This is a genomic window from Pseudomonas sp. LW8, from assembly GCF_041956865.1.
In the GTDB taxonomy this organism is placed as follows: Bacteria; Pseudomonadota; Gammaproteobacteria; order Pseudomonadales; family Pseudomonadaceae; genus Aquipseudomonas; species Aquipseudomonas siliginis.
Genome location: NZ_CP168138.1, coordinates 4,350,988 through 4,371,841, shown reverse-complemented (window position 1 = coordinate 4,371,841; position 20,854 = coordinate 4,350,988). Strand labels below are relative to the sequence as shown.

General features: G+C 58.9%; 25 protein-coding genes and 1 tRNA gene. 21 read left to right on the top strand and 5 right to left on the bottom strand.

The features are described 5' to 3' along the window. Positions 1-83 precede the first annotated feature (83 nt). Together AB9L16_RS19780 and AB9L16_RS19775 are read left to right on the top strand one after the other, a co-directional pair. A complete protein-coding gene (locus AB9L16_RS19780; protein ID WP_122611781.1) occupies positions 84-509 on the top strand; it encodes an HIT domain-containing protein in 426 nt (141 codons plus the stop codon). Positions 510-512: 3 nt separating this feature from the next. After that, positions 513-719, top strand: a complete 207-nt coding sequence (locus tag AB9L16_RS19775; RefSeq protein WP_041479795.1) for a SlyX family protein — start codon at positions 513-515, stop codon at positions 717-719. A gap of 64 nt (positions 720-783) precedes the next feature. Here AB9L16_RS19775 and AB9L16_RS19770 read toward each other — a convergent pair whose 3' ends face one another. Then, on the bottom strand, positions 784-1,386 hold the full coding sequence (locus tag AB9L16_RS19770) for a cold-shock protein (RefSeq protein WP_016773496.1): 603 nt from the start codon (positions 1,384-1,386) through the stop codon (positions 784-786). A 311-nt stretch (positions 1,387-1,697) separates the two neighbouring features. On the opposite strand from AB9L16_RS19770, the gene AB9L16_RS19765 reads away from it, so the two are divergent. The 19 genes from AB9L16_RS19765 (at position 1,698) to nadA (ending at position 16,750) form a co-directional block, all read left to right on the top strand. Continuing rightward, positions 1,698-2,168 carry a Dps family protein gene (locus AB9L16_RS19765; protein WP_041479794.1) on the top strand — a complete coding sequence of 157 codons (471 nt, stop codon included), beginning with the start codon at positions 1,698-1,700 and terminating at the stop codon, positions 2,166-2,168. A 181-nt stretch (positions 2,169-2,349) separates the two neighbouring features. Further along, a complete protein-coding gene (locus tag AB9L16_RS19760; RefSeq protein WP_038861040.1) occupies positions 2,350-2,688 on the top strand; it encodes a ribbon-helix-helix domain-containing protein in 339 nt (112 codons plus the stop codon). 129 nt (positions 2,689-2,817) lie between these two features. Beyond that, complete coding sequence (locus AB9L16_RS19755) at positions 2,818-3,039, top strand: FmdB family zinc ribbon protein (protein ID WP_016773499.1); 222 nt, start codon at positions 2,818-2,820, stop codon at positions 3,037-3,039. 98 nt (positions 3,040-3,137) lie between these two features. After that, positions 3,138-4,913, top strand: coding sequence for an aspartate--tRNA ligase (aspS, locus tag AB9L16_RS19750; RefSeq protein WP_041479793.1), 1,776 nt, complete (start codon positions 3,138-3,140; stop codon positions 4,911-4,913). 119 nt (positions 4,914-5,032) lie between these two features. Then, positions 5,033-5,779 (top strand): YebC/PmpR family DNA-binding transcriptional regulator, encoded by a 747-nt coding sequence (locus AB9L16_RS19745; protein ID WP_024014089.1) that lies wholly within the window; start codon positions 5,033-5,035, stop codon positions 5,777-5,779. A 155-nt stretch (positions 5,780-5,934) separates the two neighbouring features. Beyond that, a complete protein-coding gene (gene ruvC, locus AB9L16_RS19740) occupies positions 5,935-6,462 on the top strand; it encodes a crossover junction endodeoxyribonuclease RuvC (protein WP_016773501.1) in 528 nt (175 codons plus the stop codon). 114 nt (positions 6,463-6,576) lie between these two features. Continuing rightward, positions 6,577-7,185: a Holliday junction branch migration protein RuvA gene (gene ruvA / locus AB9L16_RS19735; RefSeq protein ID WP_024014088.1), complete on the top strand. Its 609-nt coding sequence runs from the start codon at positions 6,577-6,579 to the stop codon at positions 7,183-7,185. Next, positions 7,186-8,247 carry a Holliday junction branch migration DNA helicase RuvB gene (gene ruvB / locus AB9L16_RS19730; protein ID WP_024014087.1) on the top strand — a complete coding sequence of 354 codons (1,062 nt, stop codon included), beginning with the start codon at positions 7,186-7,188 and terminating at the stop codon, positions 8,245-8,247. It abuts the gene before it with no gap. Between the two features lie 127 nt (positions 8,248-8,374). Further along, positions 8,375-8,842, top strand: a complete 468-nt coding sequence (gene ybgC, locus AB9L16_RS19725) for a tol-pal system-associated acyl-CoA thioesterase (RefSeq protein WP_252868155.1) — start codon at positions 8,375-8,377, stop codon at positions 8,840-8,842. Next, positions 8,832-9,527 carry a protein TolQ gene (tolQ, locus tag AB9L16_RS19720; RefSeq protein ID WP_008080223.1) on the top strand — a complete coding sequence of 232 codons (696 nt, stop codon included), beginning with the start codon at positions 8,832-8,834 and terminating at the stop codon, positions 9,525-9,527. The genes ybgC and tolQ overlap by 11 nt, the downstream gene beginning before the upstream one ends. A gap of 23 nt (positions 9,528-9,550) precedes the next feature. Then, positions 9,551-10,003 carry a protein TolR gene (gene tolR / locus AB9L16_RS19715; RefSeq protein WP_160767866.1) on the top strand — a complete coding sequence of 151 codons (453 nt, stop codon included), beginning with the start codon at positions 9,551-9,553 and terminating at the stop codon, positions 10,001-10,003. Further along, entirely contained in the window at positions 10,003-11,079 is a 1,077-nt protein-coding gene (gene tolA / locus AB9L16_RS19710; RefSeq protein ID WP_016773505.1) for a cell envelope integrity protein TolA, read from the top strand. The genes tolR and tolA overlap by 1 nt, the downstream gene beginning before the upstream one ends. A gap of 17 nt (positions 11,080-11,096) precedes the next feature. Beyond that, a complete protein-coding gene (gene tolB / locus AB9L16_RS19705; protein WP_164488347.1) occupies positions 11,097-12,377 on the top strand; it encodes a Tol-Pal system beta propeller repeat protein TolB in 1,281 nt (426 codons plus the stop codon). 52 nt (positions 12,378-12,429) lie between these two features. Continuing rightward, on the top strand, positions 12,430-12,927 hold the full coding sequence (pal, locus tag AB9L16_RS19700) for a peptidoglycan-associated lipoprotein Pal (RefSeq protein WP_003178634.1): 498 nt from the start codon (positions 12,430-12,432) through the stop codon (positions 12,925-12,927). Positions 12,928-12,933: 6 nt separating this feature from the next. Next, the gene (gene ybgF / locus AB9L16_RS19695) at positions 12,934-13,773 is read left to right on the top strand and encodes a tol-pal system protein YbgF (RefSeq protein WP_024014085.1); all 840 of its coding nucleotides are present in this window, start codon (positions 12,934-12,936) and stop codon (positions 13,771-13,773) included. A 167-nt stretch (positions 13,774-13,940) separates the two neighbouring features. Continuing rightward, the gene (gene queE / locus AB9L16_RS19690; protein WP_041479789.1) at positions 13,941-14,588 is read left to right on the top strand and encodes a 7-carboxy-7-deazaguanine synthase QueE; all 648 of its coding nucleotides are present in this window, start codon (positions 13,941-13,943) and stop codon (positions 14,586-14,588) included. 1 nt (position 14,589) lies between these two features. Further along, positions 14,590-15,282 (top strand): 7-cyano-7-deazaguanine synthase QueC, encoded by a 693-nt coding sequence (gene queC, locus AB9L16_RS19685; RefSeq protein WP_041479788.1) that lies wholly within the window; start codon positions 14,590-14,592, stop codon positions 15,280-15,282. Positions 15,283-15,345: 63 nt separating this feature from the next. Continuing rightward, a tRNA-Lys gene (locus AB9L16_RS19680) sits at positions 15,346-15,421 on the top strand. Positions 15,422-15,691: 270 nt separating this feature from the next. Next, positions 15,692-16,750: a quinolinate synthase NadA gene (gene nadA, locus AB9L16_RS19675; RefSeq protein WP_016773509.1), complete on the top strand. Its 1,059-nt coding sequence runs from the start codon at positions 15,692-15,694 to the stop codon at positions 16,748-16,750. A 178-nt stretch (positions 16,751-16,928) separates the two neighbouring features. Here nadA and AB9L16_RS19670 read toward each other — a convergent pair whose 3' ends face one another. The 4 genes from AB9L16_RS19670 to AB9L16_RS19655 form a co-directional block, all read right to left on the bottom strand. Beyond that, positions 16,929-17,417 (bottom strand): RDD family protein, encoded by a 489-nt coding sequence (locus AB9L16_RS19670; protein WP_016773510.1) that lies wholly within the window; start codon positions 17,415-17,417, stop codon positions 16,929-16,931. A 97-nt stretch (positions 17,418-17,514) separates the two neighbouring features. Next, the gene (locus AB9L16_RS19665; protein WP_003227496.1) at positions 17,515-17,727 is read right to left on the bottom strand and encodes a cold-shock protein; all 213 of its coding nucleotides are present in this window, start codon (positions 17,725-17,727) and stop codon (positions 17,515-17,517) included. A gap of 403 nt (positions 17,728-18,130) precedes the next feature. After that, the gene (gcvT, locus tag AB9L16_RS19660; protein WP_150741945.1) at positions 18,131-19,255 is read right to left on the bottom strand and encodes a glycine cleavage system aminomethyltransferase GcvT; all 1,125 of its coding nucleotides are present in this window, start codon (positions 19,253-19,255) and stop codon (positions 18,131-18,133) included. Positions 19,256-19,365: 110 nt separating this feature from the next. Continuing rightward, complete coding sequence (locus AB9L16_RS19655) at positions 19,366-20,742, bottom strand: L-serine ammonia-lyase (protein ID WP_056787927.1); 1,377 nt, start codon at positions 20,740-20,742, stop codon at positions 19,366-19,368. Positions 20,743-20,854: the final 112 nt, after the last annotated feature.

The following is a 20,854-nucleotide window of genomic DNA, read 5'->3' as shown; positions in this document are numbered from 1 at the left end:
TATGCTGCCGTTCTGTCGCTTGGCGCGCTGCTTCGAATGGGCCGCCGCTAAGCTGAGTTAGAGGATCAGCGGGAGTGCTCACAGTGTTTGCTTTGGATTCACGACTTCAACAGGACGCCCTGGTCATCGGCGACTTTCCGTTGTGCCGGCTGTTGCTGTCCAACGACAGCAATTACCCGTGGTTCATCCTGGTGCCTCGCCGCGAGGATATCAGCGAGTTGTTTCAGTTGGATGTCGCCGATCAGCAGCAACTGTGGCAGGAAACCACCACCCTCGCCGAGTTGCTCAAGGATTCGTTCGACGCCGACAAGCTGAACGTGGCAACCCTGGGTAACGTTGTCAGCCAGTTACATATGCATGTGATCGTGCGTAAGCGTGACGATGCGGCATGGCCGGCGCCGGTCTGGGGCAAGCATCCGGCCAGGCCGTACAGCGCAGAACAGGTAGCGACCATTCGCGAACGCTTGCGTCTGGTGCTGACCGATGAATTCACTTTTTTGGAGGGCTGAGTAATGAGCCTTGAAGGACGCGTTACCGATCTGGAAAGCCGTTTGGCCTTTCAGGATGACACCATTCAGGCATTGAACGATGTGCTGGTGGCGCAGCAGAAGGTCATCGAGCGCTTGCAATTGCAGATGGAAGCGCTGATCAAGCGTCACGAAGAGATGGTCGGGCAGTTCGGTGCTTTTGAGGAAGATGCACCGCCGCCGCATTATTGAGCCATTCGGCAGGCATAAAAAAACCGCGAACAGTCAGGCTGCTCGCGGTTTTTTTTGCTTTGGATCAGCGACGCGGCAGGGCGGCGATCACGTCCTCGGCTTGCAGGCCTTTGTCGCGGTTCATTACCGAGAACTCGACGCGCTGGCCTTCGACCAGGACGCGGTGGCCTTCGCCACGAATGGCGCGAAAGTGCACGAAAATATCATCGCCGGAATCCCGGGAGATAAACCCGAAACCCTTGGAAGTGTTGAACCACTTCACGGTGCCGGTATCGCGATTGCTCATGTCATAGGTAGTCGGCGCAGCGGCCGGTGACGATTTGTAGAAGCTCACGGCCAGATGCAGCAGCACGGCAACCAGGGCGATCACCAGGCTGAACAACACCGCCGGCTGGCCAGCGATGACCGGCATCGGCGCGATCAGGGTCAAAGTTTGCAGGACGACAGTCAGTACCAGAAGGGCGCTGACCAGATTTTGCAGATGCTGCCGCGGGCCTTTGTTCCAGTAAGGAATCACTGGAGCGATGACCAGGTTCAGCAGGCCGAAAAAGGCCAGGTAAAGTGCATCGGGCTGTTGCAGGTAAGGAACGGCTTCGGCTTTCAGGCTGGGTATGAACGACAGCAGCAAGGCTGCTGCGCCCATTAGCAGGTGGACGATTTTCAACATTTTGATTGGCTCACGTTATGACGGCTCACAAGGAAGAGCTGAAGGCGCACGGTTCGCTTCAGGACAAAATAAGAGGCGGTGGACACGTACACGGCATCAGCCTATGCGCAACACCCCGGAAAATAGGGCATGGCGACACACTGCCTATTTAACAGCAAAGCCTGCGGCTACTCAAATCAGCCCGGCCAGCGGCAGAGAAACGGTCGATTTGTCGCAGTCTGACCACGGATTCATAGCTGCGAGCCGGCTCTTGCCTTGCTACAGTGGGACCGAACCTGCTGGATGAATTCAATCACTGTTAGGGGGCAAGCATGGCAATTGATATCGGTATCAGTGAAGAAGACCGCAAATCCATCGTCGAAGGGCTGTCGCGACTGCTGTCGGACACCTACGTGCTGTATCTGAAAACCCATAACTTCCACTGGAACGTCACTGGCCCGATGTTTCGCACGTTGCACCTGATGTTCGAAGAGCAATACAACGAGCTGGCGCTGGCCGTCGATTTGATCGCCGAGCGTATCCGTGCGTTGGGCTTCCCGGCGCCGGGTGCCTACGCGACCTACGCGCGTCTTTCTTCTATTAAAGAAGAAGTCGGTGTGCCGAGCGCCGAAGACATGATCAAGCAATTGGTCGAAGGTCAGGAAGCGGTGACCCGTACCGCGCGCGGCATTTTCCCGCTGCTGGACAAGGTCAGCGACGAGCCGACCGCTGACCTGCTGACCCAACGCATGCAGGTGCACGAGAAAACTGCGTGGATGCTGCGCGCGCTGCTCGAGGAATGACCCGGCCGCTGCGGACGGCCTGAGGTCGTCCGCATGCTCTCCAGACTCTTACCGTTGTCGTTGGCTTATCCTACGAGGCTGGTCAACAAGTCGTATGGCGCTAACTTTGTCACTGGGTTTTTATGAAGGCGCAGGATGTTGCCTTATAAATCAGCAGTCATGGCAAAGGAGTGTCAACGCTATGGTAGAAGGAGACAGGCGAAGCGACAGGATGTCGGCTTCGCGGCATGTAATAAAGGTCGATCCGTTCGTCAGCGAGTTCGACATGAATCTGATCCGGCCGCTGTCGCGGTCGATTCGCCTCAATGGTTTTGCGACCTGCCTGCGACTCGAGCAGGTCTACTGGAACATCCTCGGCGGCATGGCCGAGGACAATCATTGTTCGGTCAGCACACTGTTATCCCACGTCGATCGTGAGGTGCATCTGCGTTACGGCGGAGTGAAGAATTTCAGTGCGCTGGTGCGGGTGGTTTGCGTCATGAACGGGATCAAAGATCTCGCACCCGCAGTTTCGCGCTGAACGGCGGGTGCAACGAGGTTGCGGGCTGTGCAGCGTTACGGCTGCACAGCCCGCATTTAATCGATATAATCCCGCGCTTTCGCCGCAAAGCCCTGCGCGCGGCAGCAATCTGATCGCCGAGACACCTCCATGCCAATGTACGATTACCAATGTGCTTCCTGTGGTCATCAGTTGGAAGCCATTCAGAAGATCAGCGACGCACCGTTGGTCGATTGCCCTGCCTGCCAGGCGCCCGAACTGAAGAAGCAGCTGTCCATGCCGGGTTTTCGCCTCAGCGGCAACGGTTGGTACGAGACCGACTTCAAGACCGGAGCCAAGAAGAATCTGGCCGGTGGCGACAAAGCTGACTAGGGTTCAAACCCTGAACGAACGACACGCGTGAGTTTCCGCCTTGCTTGATGGCGGCGGGATCTCCACCGAATTTCGAATTACGAGAAGCGAACCACACCATGATGCGCAGCCACTATTGCGGCCAACTGAACGAAAGCCTGGAAGGCCAGGAAATTACCCTTTGCGGATGGGTTCACCGTCGCCGCGACCACGGCGGGGTGATTTTCCTCGACATCCGTGATCGTGATGGTCTGGCCCAGGTGGTGTTCGACCCGGATCGCGCCGAGAGCTTCGCCGCCGCCGACCGCGTGCGCAGCGAATACGTCGTGAAGATCACCGGCAAGGTGCGTCTGCGTCCGGCCGGCGCGACCAACGCCAACATGGCCTCGGGCATGATCGAAGTGCTGGGTTATGAACTGGAAGTGCTGAACGAGTCGGAAACCCCGCCGTTCCCGCTCAACGAGTTCTCCGACGTCGGCGAAGAAACCCGCCTGCGCTATCGCTTCCTCGACCTGCGTCGTCCGGAAATGGCCGAGAAGCTGCGCCTGCGTTCGCGCATGACCACCAGCATCCGTCGCTTCCTCGACGAGAACGGCTTCCTCGACGTCGAAACGCCGATCCTGACCCGGGCCACTCCGGAAGGTGCGCGTGACTATCTGGTGCCGAGCCGTACCCACGCCGGTTCGTTCTTCGCCCTGCCGCAATCGCCGCAGCTGTTCAAGCAACTGCTGATGGTCGCCGGCTTCGACCGTTACTACCAGATCGCCAAGTGCTTCCGTGACGAAGACCTGCGTGCCGACCGTCAGCCGGAATTCACCCAGATCGACATCGAGACCAGCTTCCTCGATGAAAAAGAGATCATGGGCCTGACCGAGCAGATGATCCGCAACCTGTTCAAGGAAGTGCTGAACCTGGAGTTCGGCGAATTCCCGCACATGACCTTCGAAGAAGCCATGCGCCGCTACGGTTCGGACAAGCCGGACCTGCGTATTCCGCTGGAACTGGTTGACGTTGCCGACCAGTTGAAAGAAGTCGACTTCAAAGTCTTCAGCGGCCCGGCCAACGATCCGAAGTGCCGCATCGCCGCACTGCGTGTTCCAGGCGGGGCGAGCATGCCGCGCAAGCAGATCGACGACTACACCAAGTTCGTCGGCATCTACGGTGCCAAGGGCCTGGCGTACATCAAGGTCAACGAGCGTGCCGCCGGTGTTGAAGGTCTGCAATCGCCGATCGTGAAGAACATCCCGGAAGACAAGCTCAACGTGATCCTCGATCGCGTTGGCGCAGTCGATGGCGATATCGTGTTCTTCGGTGCCGACAAGGCCAAGATCGTCAGCGAAGCCCTGGGCGCGCTGCGTATCAAACTCGGTCACGACCTGAAGCTGCTGACCTGCGAGTGGGCGCCAATGTGGGTCGTCGACTTCCCGATGTTCGAAGAGAACGACGACGGCAGCTTCTCGGCGCTGCACCACCCGTTCACTGCACCGAAGTGCACCCCGCAGGAGCTCGAAGCCAACCCGGCCGGCGCACTGTCCCGTGCGTACGACATGGTCTTGAACGGCACCGAGCTGGGCGGCGGTTCGATCCGTATCCATCGCAAGGAAATGCAGCAAGCGGTATTCCGTCTGCTGGGCATCAATGAAGCGGAACAGGAAGAGAAGTTCGGCTTCCTGCTCGACGCGCTGAAGTACGGTGCACCGCCGCACGGTGGTCTGGCCTTCGGTCTGGACCGTCTGGTGATGCTGATGACCGGCGCCCAGTCGATCCGTGAAGTGATCGCCTTCCCGAAAACCCAGAGTGCTGCCGACGTGATGACGCAGGCTCCGGGCGTAGTGGATGCCAAGGCATTGCGCGAGCTGCACATTCGCCTGCGCGAAACGCCAAAGGCTGAGTAAGACGGGCCTGAAGGCGCATCTTCGGATGCGCCTTTTTTCTTTCTCAGGTCGAATTTTTCAATTGCCGGCCGCTGCCTCGGCGGGGCGGGCAAGGTTTCAAAGAGCATTCGGAGCAAGTTATGGCAGGTCATTCCAAGTGGGCAAACATCAAGCACCGCAAAGAACGTCAGGATGCCAAGAGGGGCAAGATCTTCACCAAGTGGATCCGTGAACTGACCGTTGCGGCCCGTCAGGGTGGCGGTGATCCGGGTTCCAACCCGCGTCTGCGTCTGGCTCTGGACAAGGCGTTGAGCGCGAACATGAGTCGCGACATCATCGACCGTGCCGTCGCGCGCGGTGCCGGCGCCACTGAAGCGGACAACGTTGAAGAACTGACCTACGAAGGTTACGGCCCGGGCGGTGTGGCGGTGATGGTCGAGTGCATGACCGACAACCGCAACCGCACTGCGGCGGCTGTGCGTCACGCGTTCAGCAAGTGTGGCGGCAACCTCGGCACCGATGGTTCGGTGGCGTATCTGTTCGAGCGCAAGGGCCAGATCAGCTTCGCTCCGGGCGTCGATGAAGACGCACTGACCGAAGCGGCACTGGAAGCCGATGCCGATGACGTGGTCACCCACGAAGACGGTTCGATCGACGTGTTTACCTCGTTCACCGGTTTCTATGCGGTGCGCAACGCGCTGGAAGCGGCCGGGTTCAAGGGCGACGATGCGGAAATCGTCATGCAGCCGACCACCAGCGCCGAGCTGGATCTGGAAGGCGCGGAGAAGGTGCTCAAGCTGATCGACATGCTTGAGGACCTGGATGACGTGCAGAACGTCTACTCCAACGCGGACATCCCGGAAGACGTCGCCGCTCAGCTTGGCTGATAAGCGACTAGTCTTCCTTGTGGGAGCGAGCCTGCTCGCGAAAGCGGTGTGTCATTCAGCACCTGTATCTGCTGACATACCGCCTTCGCGAGCAGGCTCGCTCCCACATTTGCTATTGGCTGTCAGGTAAATCGTTTTATGAATCTGCAGGCGTTATGACTTTAATCCTTGGTATCGACCCCGGTTCGCGCATCACCGGTTACGGGATCGTTCGCGATACCGGGCGGGGTGGCTGCATCTATGTGGCCTCGGGCTGCATTCGCACCGGCTCCGGCGAGCTGCATGAGCGTCTGCAGATCGTCTATCGCGGCGTGCGCGAAATCATCAAGACCTACGGCCCGGTGACCATGGGCATCGAAAAGGTGTTCATGGCGAAAAACGCCGACTCGGCGCTCAAGCTCGGGCAGGCGCGCGGCGCTGCGATTGTCGCCGGCGCCGAAGAGTGTCTGGAAATCGCCGAGTACACCGCCACGCAAGTCAAACAGGCGGTGGTCGGCACCGGTGCGGCCAATAAGGAGCAGGTGCAGATGATGGTCATGCACATGCTCAAGTTGACCAGCAAGCCGCAGATCGACGCCTCCGACGCCCTCGCGATTGCCATTTGCCATGCGCACACGCGCTCAAGCCTGCTGCCGCACGGGCTGGGAACCGCACGCAGTCGTGGCGGGCGCCTGCGTCTCTGATAGCATCAGCATCAATTTTCTCGAAAGTGACTTCGCGGTGCCTGTGTTGTCGGCGCGCAAGCCACCTTCAATCGTCGCCAGCCCACGGCTGGCCAGCGCTCAAGGATTCAAAACGTGATTGGACGCTTGCGCGGCACCCTGGCTGAGAAACAGCCGCCGCACCTGATTCTCGATGTGAACGGCCTTGGCTATGAGGTGGAAGTGCCCATGACCACCCTTTATCGTCTGCCGTCGGTCGGCGAACCGCTGACCCTGCACACCCATTTGGTCGTACGCGAAGATGCGCAATTGCTCTATGGTTTTGCCGGCAAGCGTGAGCGAGACTTCTTTCGCGAGCTGATCCGTCTCAATGGCGTCGGACCGAAACTGGCGCTGGCGTTGATGTCGAGCCTGGAAGTCGACGAGCTGGTGCGCTGCGTGCAGTCTCAGGACACTTCGGCGCTGACCAAGGTGCCGGGGGTTGGCAAGAAAACCGCCGAGCGTTTGCTGGTGGAATTGAAAGATCGCTTCAAGGCCTGGGAAACTTCGCCGGCGATGTTCGCGCTGGTGCCGAATCAGCCGGACGGCCCGGCGCCGGTCAACAGTGCCGAGACCGATGCGGTCAGCGCGTTGATCTCGCTGGGCTACAAGCCGCAGGAAGCGAGCAAGGCGATTTCCGCGATCAAAGACAAGAACCTGAGCAGCGAAGACCTGATCCGCCGCGCTCTGAAGGGAATGATTTAAGTGATTGAAGCTGATCGTCTGATCGCCGCCGCGCACAGCCCGCGCGAGCGCGAAGAAGTCCAGGATCGGGCCATCCGCCCGGTCAGCCTGGCTGATTACATTGGCCAGCCGACCGTGCGCGAGCAGATGGAGCTGTTTATCCAGGCTGCCCGTGGCCGCAGCGAATCCCTCGATCACACCCTGATCTTCGGCCCGCCGGGGCTGGGCAAGACCACGCTGGCGAACATCATTGCCCAGGAAATGGGCGTGTCGATCAAGAGCACCTCCGGGCCAGTGCTGGAACGCCCGGGTGATCTGGCCGCGTTGCTGACCAATCTTGAGCCGCACGATGTGTTGTTCATCGACGAAATTCATCGTCTGTCGCCGATCGTTGAAGAAGTGCTGTACCCGGCGATGGAAGATTTTCAGCTCGACATCATGATTGGCGAGGGGCCGGCGGCGCGTTCGATCAAACTCGATCTGCCGCCTTTCACTCTGGTCGGCGCCACCACCCGCGCCGGCATGCTGACCAATCCGTTGCGTGATCGCTTCGGTATCGTCCAGCGTCTGGAGTTCTACAGCACGGCGGATCTGGCAACGATCGTCAGTCGTTCGGCGGCAATTCTCGGTCTGCCGCTGGACCCGGAAGGTTCGTTCGAGATCGCCCGTCGCGCTCGTGGCACGCCGCGAATTGCCAACCGTCTGCTGCGGCGGGTGCGCGATTTCGCTGAAGTACGCGCCAAGGGCCACATCACCAAAGCGGTGGCGGATCTGGCGCTGAACCTGCTGGACGTCGATGAACACGGTTTCGATCACCAGGACCGGCGTCTGCTGCTGACCATGATCGAGAAGTTCGACGGCGGTCCGGTTGGTATCGACAGTCTGGCGGCGGCGATCAGTGAAGAACGCCACACCATTGAAGACGTGCTCGAACCGTATCTGATCCAGCAGGGCTACATCATGCGCACGCCACGGGGCAGGGTAGTGACGCGGCATGCCTATCTGCATTTCGGTTTGAATGTTCCGTCACGCATGGGCGAGATGCCCGTGGCAGACGAGTTTCTCGACGCCGTCGACGATTGATACACATTTGTTGGTGATTTATTCAGGGTTTGTACTGTCAGACGACGGTACTTTTGCGTTAAAGCTTTGAAACCACGAAAAACAGTTGTCTGGCCGGATTGGCAACCTGAGGAGTAAGCACTAGAGTATGCGCGCGCAAAACGGGCTTGAGCCGTTCGCACATCGTTGTCGCGTTTATTACGAGGACACCGATGCGGGCGGCATCGTGTATTACGTTAATTACCTCAAGTTTATGGAACGGGCTCGAACCGAGCGGCTACGGGAACTGGGTTTTGCCCAATCTGTGCTTGCCGGAGAGGACCTGTTGTTCGTCGTGCATTCCAGCGAAGCGCGCTACTACGCGCCGGCGCGACTGGATGACGAACTGCTGGTAAGCGCTGATGTAATCGAATTGAACCGTGCCAGCCTGCGCTTCCGACAGCAGGTCAGGCGGGCCACGGATAATGTGCTGCTCTGCGAAGGGCAGTTTTTGGTGGCCTGCGTGCGCACCGACAGTTTGAAACCCCGGGCCCTTCCCGAAGACCTGCGTGCGGCCTTCGCCGACGCGGTCGGCCCGGGTACACACTCAAAGCAGGAGATAAAGCGTGGAAGCTAACGTCGTCGACCATTCCTCCATGTGGAGCCTGGTCAGCAATGCCAGCATCGTGGTGCAGTTGGTAATGTTGACCCTGGTGGCCGCATCGGTGACCTCATGGATCATGATCTTTCAGCGCAGCAACTTGCTGCGCGCCGGTCGACGCGCCCTGGAGAGCTTCGAAGAGCGCTTCTGGTCGGGTATCGACCTGTCCAAACTGTACCGTCAGGCTGGCAGCAACCCTGATCCGGATTCGGGCGTGGAGCAGATCTTCCGTGCCGGCTTCAAGGAATTCTCCCGTCTGCGTCAGCAGCCAGGTGTCGATCCTGAAGCCGTGATGGAAGGTGTCGCCCGTGCCATGCGCGTGGCCATCTCGCGCGAAGAAGAGAAACTCGAGCAGAGCCTGCCGTTCCTCGCCACCGTCGGTTCGGTCAGCCCGTACATCGGTCTGTTCGGCACCGTGTGGGGGATCATGAACTCCTTCCGTGGTCTGGCCAGCGCCCAGCAAGCGACGCTCGCCACCGTTGCTCCGGGTATCGCCGAAGCCCTGATCGCCACCGCGATCGGCCTGTTCGCTGCGATCCCGGCGGTCATCGCTTACAACCGTTTTGCTGCGCGCAGCGAAACCTTGCTGGGCCGCTACTACACCTTCGCCGATGAATTCCAGGCGATCCTGCACCGCAAAGTGCACACCAGCGAAGAATAAGCAGGTATTTCCCGATGGCTTTAATCGCTCGAGCTCGCAAAAAGCGCAAGCCGGTCGCCGAGATGAACGTGGTGCCCTACATCGACGTGATGTTGGTGCTGCTGGTCATCTTCATGGTGACCGCGCCGATGCTCAATCAGGGCGTGAAAGTTGATCTGCCCAAGGTTTCCAGCGAAGCCTTGCCGCAGGACAACAACACTCAGGTCCTGACCATTTCGATCAAGGCTGACAAGACCTACTACTGGAACCTTGGCAGCGAAGTCGACACCGAGAAGCAACAGGACAGGGCCATGACCCTGCCACAGATGACTGACGCGGTGACCAAGATCATCCGCGCCGGCACCGAGGGCGGCAAACGCACTCAGGTGTTCATTCGTGGCGACAAGACTGTCGACTACGGCGCCGTCATGGGTGCCATGGGCGGGTTGCAGAAAGCCGGGGTCGGTAACGTTGGTCTGATTACCGAGGCCCCCTGATGCAGCAACAGCGAGAGCCGTCCGCCTCGGAAAGCTACTTCTGGCCTAGTGTTCTGGCAATCGTCCTGCACGTGCTGGTGTTCGGCATGCTGTTCGTCAGTTTTGCCTTCACGCCCGAACTGCCGCCGGCCAAGCCGATCGTCCAGGCGACTCTGTACCAGCTGAAATCGAAAAGTCAGGCGACCACCCAGACCAATCAGAAGATTGCGGGTGAGGCGAAGAAATCCGCCGCGCGCCAGACCGAAGTCGAACAGATGGAGCAGAAAAAGATCGAGCAGGAAGCGGTGAAGGCGGCGGAACAAAAGAAAGAGGAAGCGGCTCAAAAGGCCGAGGAAGCCAAGAAGGCCGACGAGGCGAAAAAAGCCGACGAGGCGAAAAAGGCTGATGAAGCCAAGAAAGCCGACGACGCGAAGAAAGCCGAAGCGAAAAAGGCCGAAGAGAAACAATTGGCTGATATAGCCAAGAAGAAGGCCGAAGACGAAGCGAAAAAGGCTGCTGAGGAAGAGGCGAAGAAGGCCGCTGCCGAAGAAGCCAAGAAGAAGATCGTCGAAGACGCGAAGAAGAAAGCCGCAGAAGACGCCAAGAAGAAAGCTGAAGCTGAAGAGGCGAAGAAGAAAGTCGCCGAAGACGCGAAGAAGAAAGCTGCTGCCGATGCTGCGAAGAAGAAAGCGCAGGAAGCGGCACGCAAATCCGCCGAAGACAAAAAGGCCCAGGCCCTGGCAGATCTGCTTTCCGACACGCCGCAGCGTCAGCAGGCCCTGGCAGATGAGCAGGGTGACGAAGTTGCCGGCAGTTTCGATGACCTGATTCGCGCTCGTGCAGCGGAAGGCTGGGCTCGTCCTCCTTCGGCGCGCAAAGGCATGACGGTCGTGCTGCAAATCGGCATGTTGCCGGACGGCACGGTGACTTCGGTCAGCGTCGCCAAGTCCAGTGGTGACGGTCCGTTCGATGCATCGGCAGTCGCGGCAGTGAAGAATATTGGACGTTTGACAGAAATGCAGGGAATGAAGCCGAGCGATTTCGCTCCGTATCGTTCATTCAAGATGACATTCACACCTGAGGATCTAGCCTTGTGAGAAACCTTCTTCGAGGAATGCTGGTCGTGATCTGCTGCATGGCAGGGATCGCGACGGCAGATGAAAAGAACATTCTGGTCACCAGCGGCAGCGATCGGGCCACCCCGATCGCCGTCGTACCGTTCGGCATGCAGGGCGGCGCCGTGCTGCCTGATGACATGGCTGAAATCATTGGCAACGATTTGCGCAACTCGGGCTATTACTCGCCGATTCCGAAAGCCAACATGATTAGCCAGCCAAGCCAGCCGAGCGAAATCATCTTCCGTGACTGGAAGGCGGTGGGTGCTCAGTACATGATGGTCGGCAGCATCGCTCCAGCGGGCGGTCGTCTGCAGGTGCAGTGGGCACTGTTCAACGTCGCCACCGAGCAGAAAGTGGCGGACGGCAGTGTTTCCGGTACGACCGACCAGATCCGTGACATGGCGCACTTCATTTCCGATCAGTCGTTCCAGAAGCTGACCGGCATTGAGGGTGCCTTCTCGACGCGCCTGCTGTACGTGACGGCCGAGCGTTTTTCCGAGAAGAACACGCGTTACACCCTGCAACGTTCCGACTATGACGGTGCCCGCGCAGTGACTCTGCTGCAATCGCGCGAGCCGATCCTGTCGCCGCGTTTTGCACCGGATGGCAAGCGTATCGCCTACGTGTCGTTCGAGCAGAAGCGTCCGCGTATCTTCATGCAGAACATCGACACCGGTCGCCGTGAGCAGATCACCAACTTCGAAGGCCTCAATGGCGCGCCAGCCTGGTCGCCGGATGGCAATCGCCTGGCGTTCGTTCTGTCGAAAGACGGTAACCCGGACATCTACGTGATGAACCTCGGTTCGCGCCAGATCAGCCGCGTAACCAATGGTCAGGGCATCAATACCGAACCGTTCTGGGGCAAGGATGGCTCGACCATCTATTTCACCTCGGACCGTGGCGGCAAGCCGCAAATCTATAAAACCAGCGTCGGTGGCGGTGGTGCCGAGCGTGTGACGTTCGTGGGCAACTACAACGCCAACCCGAAACTTTCGGCTGATGAAAAGACTTTGGTGATGATTCATCGTCAGGATGGCTTCACCAATTTCAAGGTGGCAGCTCAGGATCTGCAGCGAGGTAGTGTAAAGATCCTCACTGATAGCACTCTGGACGAGTCACCTACTGTTGCGCCCAACGGCACCATGGTAATCTACGCCACCCGCCAACAGGGCCGGGGAGTCTTGATGCTCGTGTCCATTAATGGACGCGTGAGGCTCCCGCTTCCTACCGCTCAAGGCGAAGTCAGAGAACCGTCCTGGTCCCCTTACCTGAAGTGAGCGGGCGCTACACGTTTTACTTAACACACTGGGGTTCATTAGGAGTTTCACGATGGAAATGCTGAAGTTTGGTAAATTTGCTGCGCTGGCTCTGGCCATGGCTGTAGCTGTAGGTTGCTCGTCCAAAGGCGGCGACAACGCCGGTGAAGGCGCTGTTGATCCAAACGCTGGTTACGGCGCAAACACCGGTGCCGTTGACGGTTCCCTGAGCGAAGAAGCTGCTCTGCGCGCAATCACCACCTTCTACTTCGAATACGACAGCTCGGACCTGAAGCCAGAAGCCATGCGCGCTCTGGACGTTCACGCCAAAGACCTGAAAGCAAACGGCGCTCGCGTTGTTCTGGAAGGCAACACCGACGAACGTGGTACTCGTGAGTACAACATGGCACTGGGCGAGCGTCGTGCGAAAGCCGTTCAGCGCTACCTGGTACTGCAAGGTGTTTCCCCAGCTCAGCTGGAACTGGTTTCCTACGGCGAAGAGCGTCCAGTTGCTACCGGCAACGACGAGCAGTCCTGGGCCCAGAACCGTCGCGTCGAACTGCGTAAGTAATTCGATATGCGAACGTGCCGTCGTGCTGTAACTGTTCTGGCTCTCAGCCTCGCGCCGCTTGCGGCGTGGGCTGCGGTTCCTGTGGTCGATGACAACTCCGGTTATAACAATAGCGGGAGCAGTTATCCGCCTGCGGGTTACGGTACGAACGGCGCCTATGCCGGGGGAGCGGCTTCGGCCCCTGCCTCGGCACAAGGCATGCTGTTCAACCAATTGCAACAGATGCAGGATCAGATCTCGCGCCAACAGGGCGTGATCGAAGAACTGCAGAATCAGGTTTCGCGCATGAAGCAGGAATCCCTGGAGCGATACCAGGATCTTGATCGGCGCATAGGATCCGGCGTTGCACCAGCCGCGACTCCCGAGAATTCTTCTGCCGGTGGCGATGCAAGTGCTGCTGCCGGTGCTGCCGCAGGCGCGGGTGCTGCTGCGGCAGCCCAGGCCCCTGCTGCGGGTAGCGAACCGGCTGATCCGGCCAAGGAAAAGCTGTATTACGATGCCGCTTTCGACCTGATCAAAGCCAAGGATTTCGACAAGGCCAGCCAGGCCTTCGCCGCTTTCCTGCGCAAATACCCCAACAGCCAGTACGCGGGCAACGCCCAGTACTGGTTGGGCGAAGTGAACCTGGCCAAGGGTGATCTGCAAGGTGCAGGTCAGGCCTTTGCCAAGGTTTCGCAGCTGTATCCCAAGCACAACAAAGTGCCGGATTCGCTGTACAAGCTGGCTGACGTAGAACGCCGCCTCGGTCATACCGACAAGGTCAAAGGCATTCTGCAGCAGGTGGTGTCCCAATATCCGGGCACTTCCGCCGCGCAGCTGGCCCAGCGTGATTTGCAGCGCATGTAAGCCTGTTCATCCGTGTTTTGAAGAAACCCGCGCTTGTCGCGGGTTTTTTCGTTAGAATTCACGCCCTTTTTCTGAAACACGCTTCTTGTGGTCTACGCGTTGGCGGGATTGCCTGAAGTGCCTGACGGAGGCGGACAGCCTGTTTAGCTGTTACGCCCGTGGCGACTATGCAAGACACATTGAGAATCACCGAAGTTTTCTACTCGTTGCAGGGGGAAACTCGGACTGCCGGGCTGCCCACGGTTTTCGTGCGCCTGACCGGTTGCCCGTTGCGTTGCCAATACTGCGACAGCGCTTATGCGTTCAGCGGCGGCACCGTCCGCACCCTCGACGACATCCTTGAGCAAGTGGCCGGTTATCGTCCGCGTTACGTTTGTGTCACCGGCGGTGAGCCGTTGGCTCAGCCGAACGCCATTCCTTTGCTTGAACGGTTGTGTGATGCCGGTTACGAGGTGTCGCTGGAAACCAGCGGCGCCCTCGACGTGTCCGCCGTCGATCCGCGTGTCAGTCGCGTCGTCGACCTGAAAACGCCGGGCTCGAAAGAAGCCCATCGCAACCGTTACGAGAACATCGAACTGCTGACCCGCAACGATCAGGTGAAGTTTGTCATCTGCTCGCGGGAAGACTATGACTGGGCGGTATCGAAACTGATCCAGTACGGGCTTGATCGACGTGCGGGTGAAGTGCTTTTCTCCCCAAGTCATCATGACCTCAATGCCAGGGATCTGGCGGATTGGGTGGTGGCAGATAACCTGCCAGTGCGGCTGCAACTGCAGTTGCATAAATATCTATGGAATGATGAGCCGGGGCGCTGAGATGATTGAGCAACTGAACACTACCGAAAAACGTGCCGTTATCCTGCTTTCGGGCGGCCTCGACTCGGCCACCGTGGTGGCGATGGCACGCGCCGAAGGCTACGCCTGCTATACCATGAGCTTCGATTACGGCCAGCGCTCCCATGCTGAATTGCATGCCGCCGCCCGCGTTGCTCGCGATCTGGGAGTGGTCGAGCACAAGGTCATTGGCCTGAATCTCAACGGCATGGGCGGCTCGGCGCTGACTGACACCAGCATCGACATTCCGGAAGAGCTGGGCGAAGGCATTCCGGTGACTTATGTGCCGGCACGCAACACCGTGTTTCTGTCGTTGGCGCTGGGTTGGGCCGAAGTGCTCGGCGCGCGCGACATCTTCATCGGCGTCAATGCAGTGGATTATTCCGGCTATCCGGATTGCCGTCCCGAGTTCATCGAGTCGTTCGAGCGCATGGCCAACCTGGCCACCAAAGCGGGCGTGGAAGGCAATGGCTTCCGCATTCAGGCGCCACTGCAAAACCTGAGCAAGGCGCAGATCGTCCAGGCTGGCGTGAAGCTGGGCGTGGATTATGGCCTGACGGTTTCCTGCTATCAGGCAGACGATGACGGCCGCGCCTGCGGCAAATGCGACAGCTGCCGCCTGCGTGCTGAAGGCTTCGCGGCGGCGGGTGTGAGCGATCCAACTCCTTATTTTTGATCTTTTTCAAAAAAGGTGTTGAATAGTCCTTAAAAATCAGTATTATACGCGCCACCACACAGCGGGTCGTTAGCTCAGTTGGTAGAGCAGTTGGCTTTTAACCAATTGGTCGTAGGTTCGAATCCCACACGACCCACCATATTTGGCGGTTTAGAAAATCCGGAAGGCCCACGAAAGTGAGGATTTCCGGGTTTTTTTTTGCCTGCAATTCGGGCGTTCGACGTTTCAGCGCGGGCGGCCTGACACAGGTCAGAATCATCTTTTGTATCAACGGGATATTCTGTAGCCTTGCGCAGCTTCAACGCTGTCCGTGCCTGATGATACTCACTCTCCCGGCGGTACCCTCTAACGGTCCGGAGCCGGGTGTATACTCGACTTTCGCGCGAATGCGCCTGCAGGTCTTGCGAACATGACGCAGATTTCCGAACGCCTTCTGGTTCAAGCCCACCTCGACGCCAAACAGCCCAAACCGCTGACGGCAGAAGAGGAGGCTTATTACCGTTCCGCCATCGCCGCCGAGCTCAAGGCTCAGGACGCGGTGCTGGTTGCCCACTTTTATTGCGATCCGGTGATTCAGGCCCTGGCCGAAGAGACCGGCGGCTGTGTATCCGATTCCCTGGAAATGGCCCGCTTCGGCAATGCCCATCCGGCCAAGACCGTGGTGGTCGCCGGCGTGAAGTTCATGGGCGAGACTGCAAAGATTCTCAACCCGGAAAAACGCGTGCTGATGCCGACCCTGGAGGCGACGTGCTCGCTGGACCTGGGTTGCCCGGTCGATGAGTTCTCGGCGTTCTGCGACCAGCACCCGGAACGCACCGTGGTGGTTTATGCCAATACTTCCGCCGCCGTGAAGGCTCGGGCTGACTGGGTGGTGACTTCGAGCTGTGCACTGGAGATCGTCGAAAGCCTGATGGACAACGGCGAGACGATCATCTGGGGCCCGGACAAGCACTTGGGCACTTATATTCAGCGCAAGACCGGCGCCGACATGCTGCTGTGGGACGGTGCTTGCATCGTCCATGAAGAATTCAAGTCCAAGCAGCTCGAAGACATGAAGGCGCTGTACCCGGACGCGGCGATTCTGGTGCATCCCGAGTCGCCGACTTCGGTGATCGAACTGGCGGACGCCGTCGGTTCCACCAGCCAGTTGATCGCTGCCGCGCAAAGCCTGCCGAACAAGACCCTGATCGTCGCCACCGACCGTGGCATCTTCTACAAGATGCAGCAGCTGTGCCCGGACAAGGTGTTCATCGAAGCGCCTACCGCCGGTAACGGCGCGGCTTGCCGCAGTTGCGCACATTGCCCGTGGATGGCCATGAACACCCTTGAGCGCACGCTCAAGAGCTTGAAGGAAGGCACCAACGAGATCTTTGTCGATCCGGCGCTGATTCCCCAAGCGATCCGCCCATTGAAGCGCATGCTCGACTTCACCCAGGCAGCGCGGATGAAATTGGCGGGTAACGCCTGAGAGAACCCCTTGTATGAGTGAGCCCTGTGGTGAGGGGATTTATCCCCGTTGGGTGGCGAAGCCGCCCTAAATCAAACACCGCGGCATATCAGGGATACCGCGTGGGCTCCTTTACGACTACTACGCAGCCGGACGGGGATAAATCCCCTCACCACAGGCCGACTCTTGAGCATGGAAATTATTTGCTCTTCTTCGGGATCCGCACCACACGCGTATCCGAATAGATGTCGTGCCAGGTGCGTTTCTGCTTGTCGAACAGCGACCAGAAGAACCCCAGCCCGATACACAACCACGACGCGATCGACACCATAAAGCGCAGCAGCGCCTGCCACAGGCTGATCGCTGTGCCGTTGGCGTTCTGCACGCGGATCCCCCACACCTGCATGCCCAGTGTCTGCCCGCCGTGGGTCCAGAACTTGGCGAAGAAGCCGAACAATACCAACAGCAGCACCGTGGAGTAGAGCGGATCACCATCCAGCTGGCCGGCGTCGGTCATCACTCGCAGACGCTCTTCGCCAATGATCGCCGCCTGGATCAACTTATAGATGAATCCGGTGACGATCAGCAGGGCGGTGCACAGCAGGAAGTCGTAGAACATCGCCGCCAGACGACGACCGAGAGCAACGGGAGGAAAGTCCCCTTGCGGCGTGAGCAGGTGTTTCGACATGGCAGCCTCGGGACGCGAATGGAAGCGCCATTTTACGGATAAGCGCGCACAAAAAAGCCCCTGATATCAATATCAGGGGCTTTTTCGTATCAGAAGATCAGGCTTCTGCTTGTACTTCGTCAGCCTGCATGCCTTTCTGGCCTTGCACAGCAACGAAAGTCACTTTCTGGCCTTCTTTCAGGCTCTTGAAGCCGTTGCCCTGAATGGCGCGGAAATGTACGAACAGATCCGGACCGCTTTCTGGAGTGATAAAACCAAAACCTTTCTCGTCGTTAAACCACTTGACGGTACCGCTCTGACGTGTGGACATTTCTTATTTCCTTTGACGCATAAATTGATGACAGCCCCTTTCACATGAAAGAGTACTGGAGCTGGTTGCAAGGAGTAAGAAGACGTCGAGCGGGATGTAGCTAACTTGTAGGCTACTGCCCAGGTCACGATTCCAAGCTGACCCATGCAAACACAGTGGACAAACTCTACGCCAACTACGGGAGAAAAAACAAGCCCTGCGAAGGCCCCGGTTTTACTGCTCTTCGCGGCAATTAGTCAGTTCACTAGTGCAGTCTTGGACGATTGTCTGGTTCAGTTTTTTGCAGTCGTTATAAGCAACGTTCATATTCGAAACAGATGATAAAAAACGCACTGTTTTATGGCGATTGCGTTACACATTAGTGCACGCATAACGCAATCGCGTTACTTATAGAAACAGTCGATCAACCGCGATAGTAGCGTTGTGGAACAAATGGCATTTTGCTTACAAGCATTTGCACCTTTTTCCCACGGACGATGGCCCATACGGGCGTATCGAGCGTGACGTAGGCGCTGTCGAGGTAACCCATCGCCAATGGCCCGCCCAAGGTTGGACCAAAGCCGCCGCTGCAGACGCTGCCGATGATCTCGCCGGCCTCGTTGACGATCTCTGCGCCTTCACGCACCGGGGTACGCTCCTGTGGCAGCAGGCCGACGCGTTTGCGTGCGACGCCGTTCTGTTGCTGCGCGAATATCTGCTCGGCGCCCGGGAAACCGCCGGCCCGCGCGCCATCGGCGCGGCGGGGCTTGGAGATCGCCCAAAGCAGGCTGGCTTCGATCGGCGTGGTTTCGGTGTTCATGTCATGGCCGTACAGGCACAGGCCGGCTTCCAGACGCAGCGAGTCGCGGGCGCCAAGACCGATGGCCTGAACCTCTGGTTCGGCGAGCAGGGCGCGGGCGAGTTTCTCCGCTTCAGCGGCCGGTACAGAGATTTCGAAACCGTCTTCACCGGTGTAGCCCGAACGGCTGACAAAGCAGTCCACGCCCAGCAACGACACACGGTTGAACTGCATGAAGGTCATCTTCGTCACGTCCGGCGCAAGACGCGCCAGCACCGTGACGGCTGCCGGACCTTGCAGGGCGAGCAGGGCGCGCTCTTCGAACAGCGCCGTAATGGTGCACTGATCGCCGATGTGTTTTTGCAGATGCGCGAGATCCTGATCCTTGCACGCGGCGTTGACCACCAGGAACAACTCGTCATTGCCCAGATTGGCAACCATCAGGTCGTCGAGGATGCCGCCGCTTTCGTTGGTGAACATCGCATAACGCTGCATGCCCACCGGCAGGTCGATGATGTCCACCGGCACCAGGGTTTCCAGGGCTTTGGCCGCATTGGCACCGGTCAGACGAATCTGGCCCATGTGCGAGACGTCGAACAGCCCCGCCTGTTCGCGGGTGTGCTGGTGTTCTTTCATCACCCCGAGCGGATATTGCACGGGCATGTCGTAGCCGGCGAACGGCACCATGCGCGCGCCGAGTTCGAGGTGCAGTGCGTGCAGCGGGGTTTTCGAGAGTTGTTCGGTGGACATGCGTGGCTCCTTTGAATTTGGGTTGCGGGTGAGAGGCAAGATCAAGAGCCCCTCACCCCAGCCCTCTCCCGGAGGGAGAGGGAGCTAGTTACGTTTGGCTGAGTTCGTAATCAGCATTCGATAATGTTGACCGCCAGGCCGCCGCGGGCGGTTTCCTTGTATTTGCTTTTCATGTCGGCGCCGGTCTGGCGCATGGTGCGGATGACTTTGTCGAGGGAGACGAAATGCTGGCCGTCGCCACGCATGGCCATGCGCACGGCATTGATGGCTTTCACCGAACCCATCGCATTGCGCTCGATGCACGGGACTTGTACCAGGCCGCCGATCGGGTCGCAGGTCAAACCGAGGTTGTGTTCCATGCCGATTTCCGCGGCGTTCTCGACTTGCTGCACGCTGCCGCCGAGCACTTCGCACAGAGCGCCGGCCGCCATTGAACAGGCCACACCGACTTCACCCTGACAACCGACTTCGGCGCCGGAGATCGAAGCGTTTTCCTTGTAAAGAATGCCGATTGCGGCAGCGGTCAGCAGAAAACGCACGACACCGTCGTCATTCGCCCCGGGGATAAAACGCATGTAGTAATGCAGCACCGCCGGAATGATCCCCGCCGCGCCATTGGTGGGCGCAGTGACCACGCGTCCGCCATTGGCGTTTTCTTCGTTGACCGCCAGTGCATAAAGATTGACCCAGTCGAGCACCGACAACGGATCGCGCAGGGCCGATTCCGGGTTCTTGCACAATTGCCGATGCAGCGCCGCCGCCCGGCGTTTGACCTTCAAACCGCCCGGCAAGATACCTTCGTTACGACAGCCAGCAGCGACGCAGTCCTGCATCACCTGCCAGATTTTCAGCAGGCCGGCACGGGTTTCGGCTTCCGGGCGCCAGGCGCTTTCATTGGTCAGCATCACCTGGCTGATCGACAGCCCGTACGTAGCGCAATGAACGAGCAAGTCCTTGGCGCTTTTGAAAGGGAAGGTCAGTGGCGTGGCGTCTTCGACGATGCGATCGGCACCGGCCGCATCTTCATCGACGACAAAACCACCGCCAACCGAGTAGTACTCGCGACTGCGAATCTGAATCCCCGCCGCATCGAAGGCGCGAAAGATCATGCCGTTGGGGTGATAGGCCAACGGTTTGCGGATCATTGCCAGATGTTCTTTCTCGTTGAACGCAATGCAGTGTTCGCCGAGCAGGTTCAAGCGGCCGTTGCCGCGAATTTCCTGCAGGCGCGCGGCGACGGTTTCGGTGTCGACTGTGTCCGGGTGCTCGCCTTCAAGGCCGAGCAGCACGGCTTTATCGCTGCCGTGACCTTTGCCGGTAGCACCGAGCGAACCGTACAGCTCGACACGCACGCTGGCGGTGCTGGTCAGCAGGTTTTCACGGCGTAGACCCTCGGCAAAGCGCGCAGCAGCGCGCATCGGGCCGACGGTGTGGGAACTGGAGGGACCGATGCCAATCTTGAACAGGTCGAACACGCTTAACGACATGAGTGGTTCTCCGGTTTCTTGTTATAGGGATTGGCGCAGTTTTTGAGATCGGTGCAGATCCCTTGTGGGAGCGAGCCTGCTCGCGAAAGCGTCGGATCAGCCACCATTTACG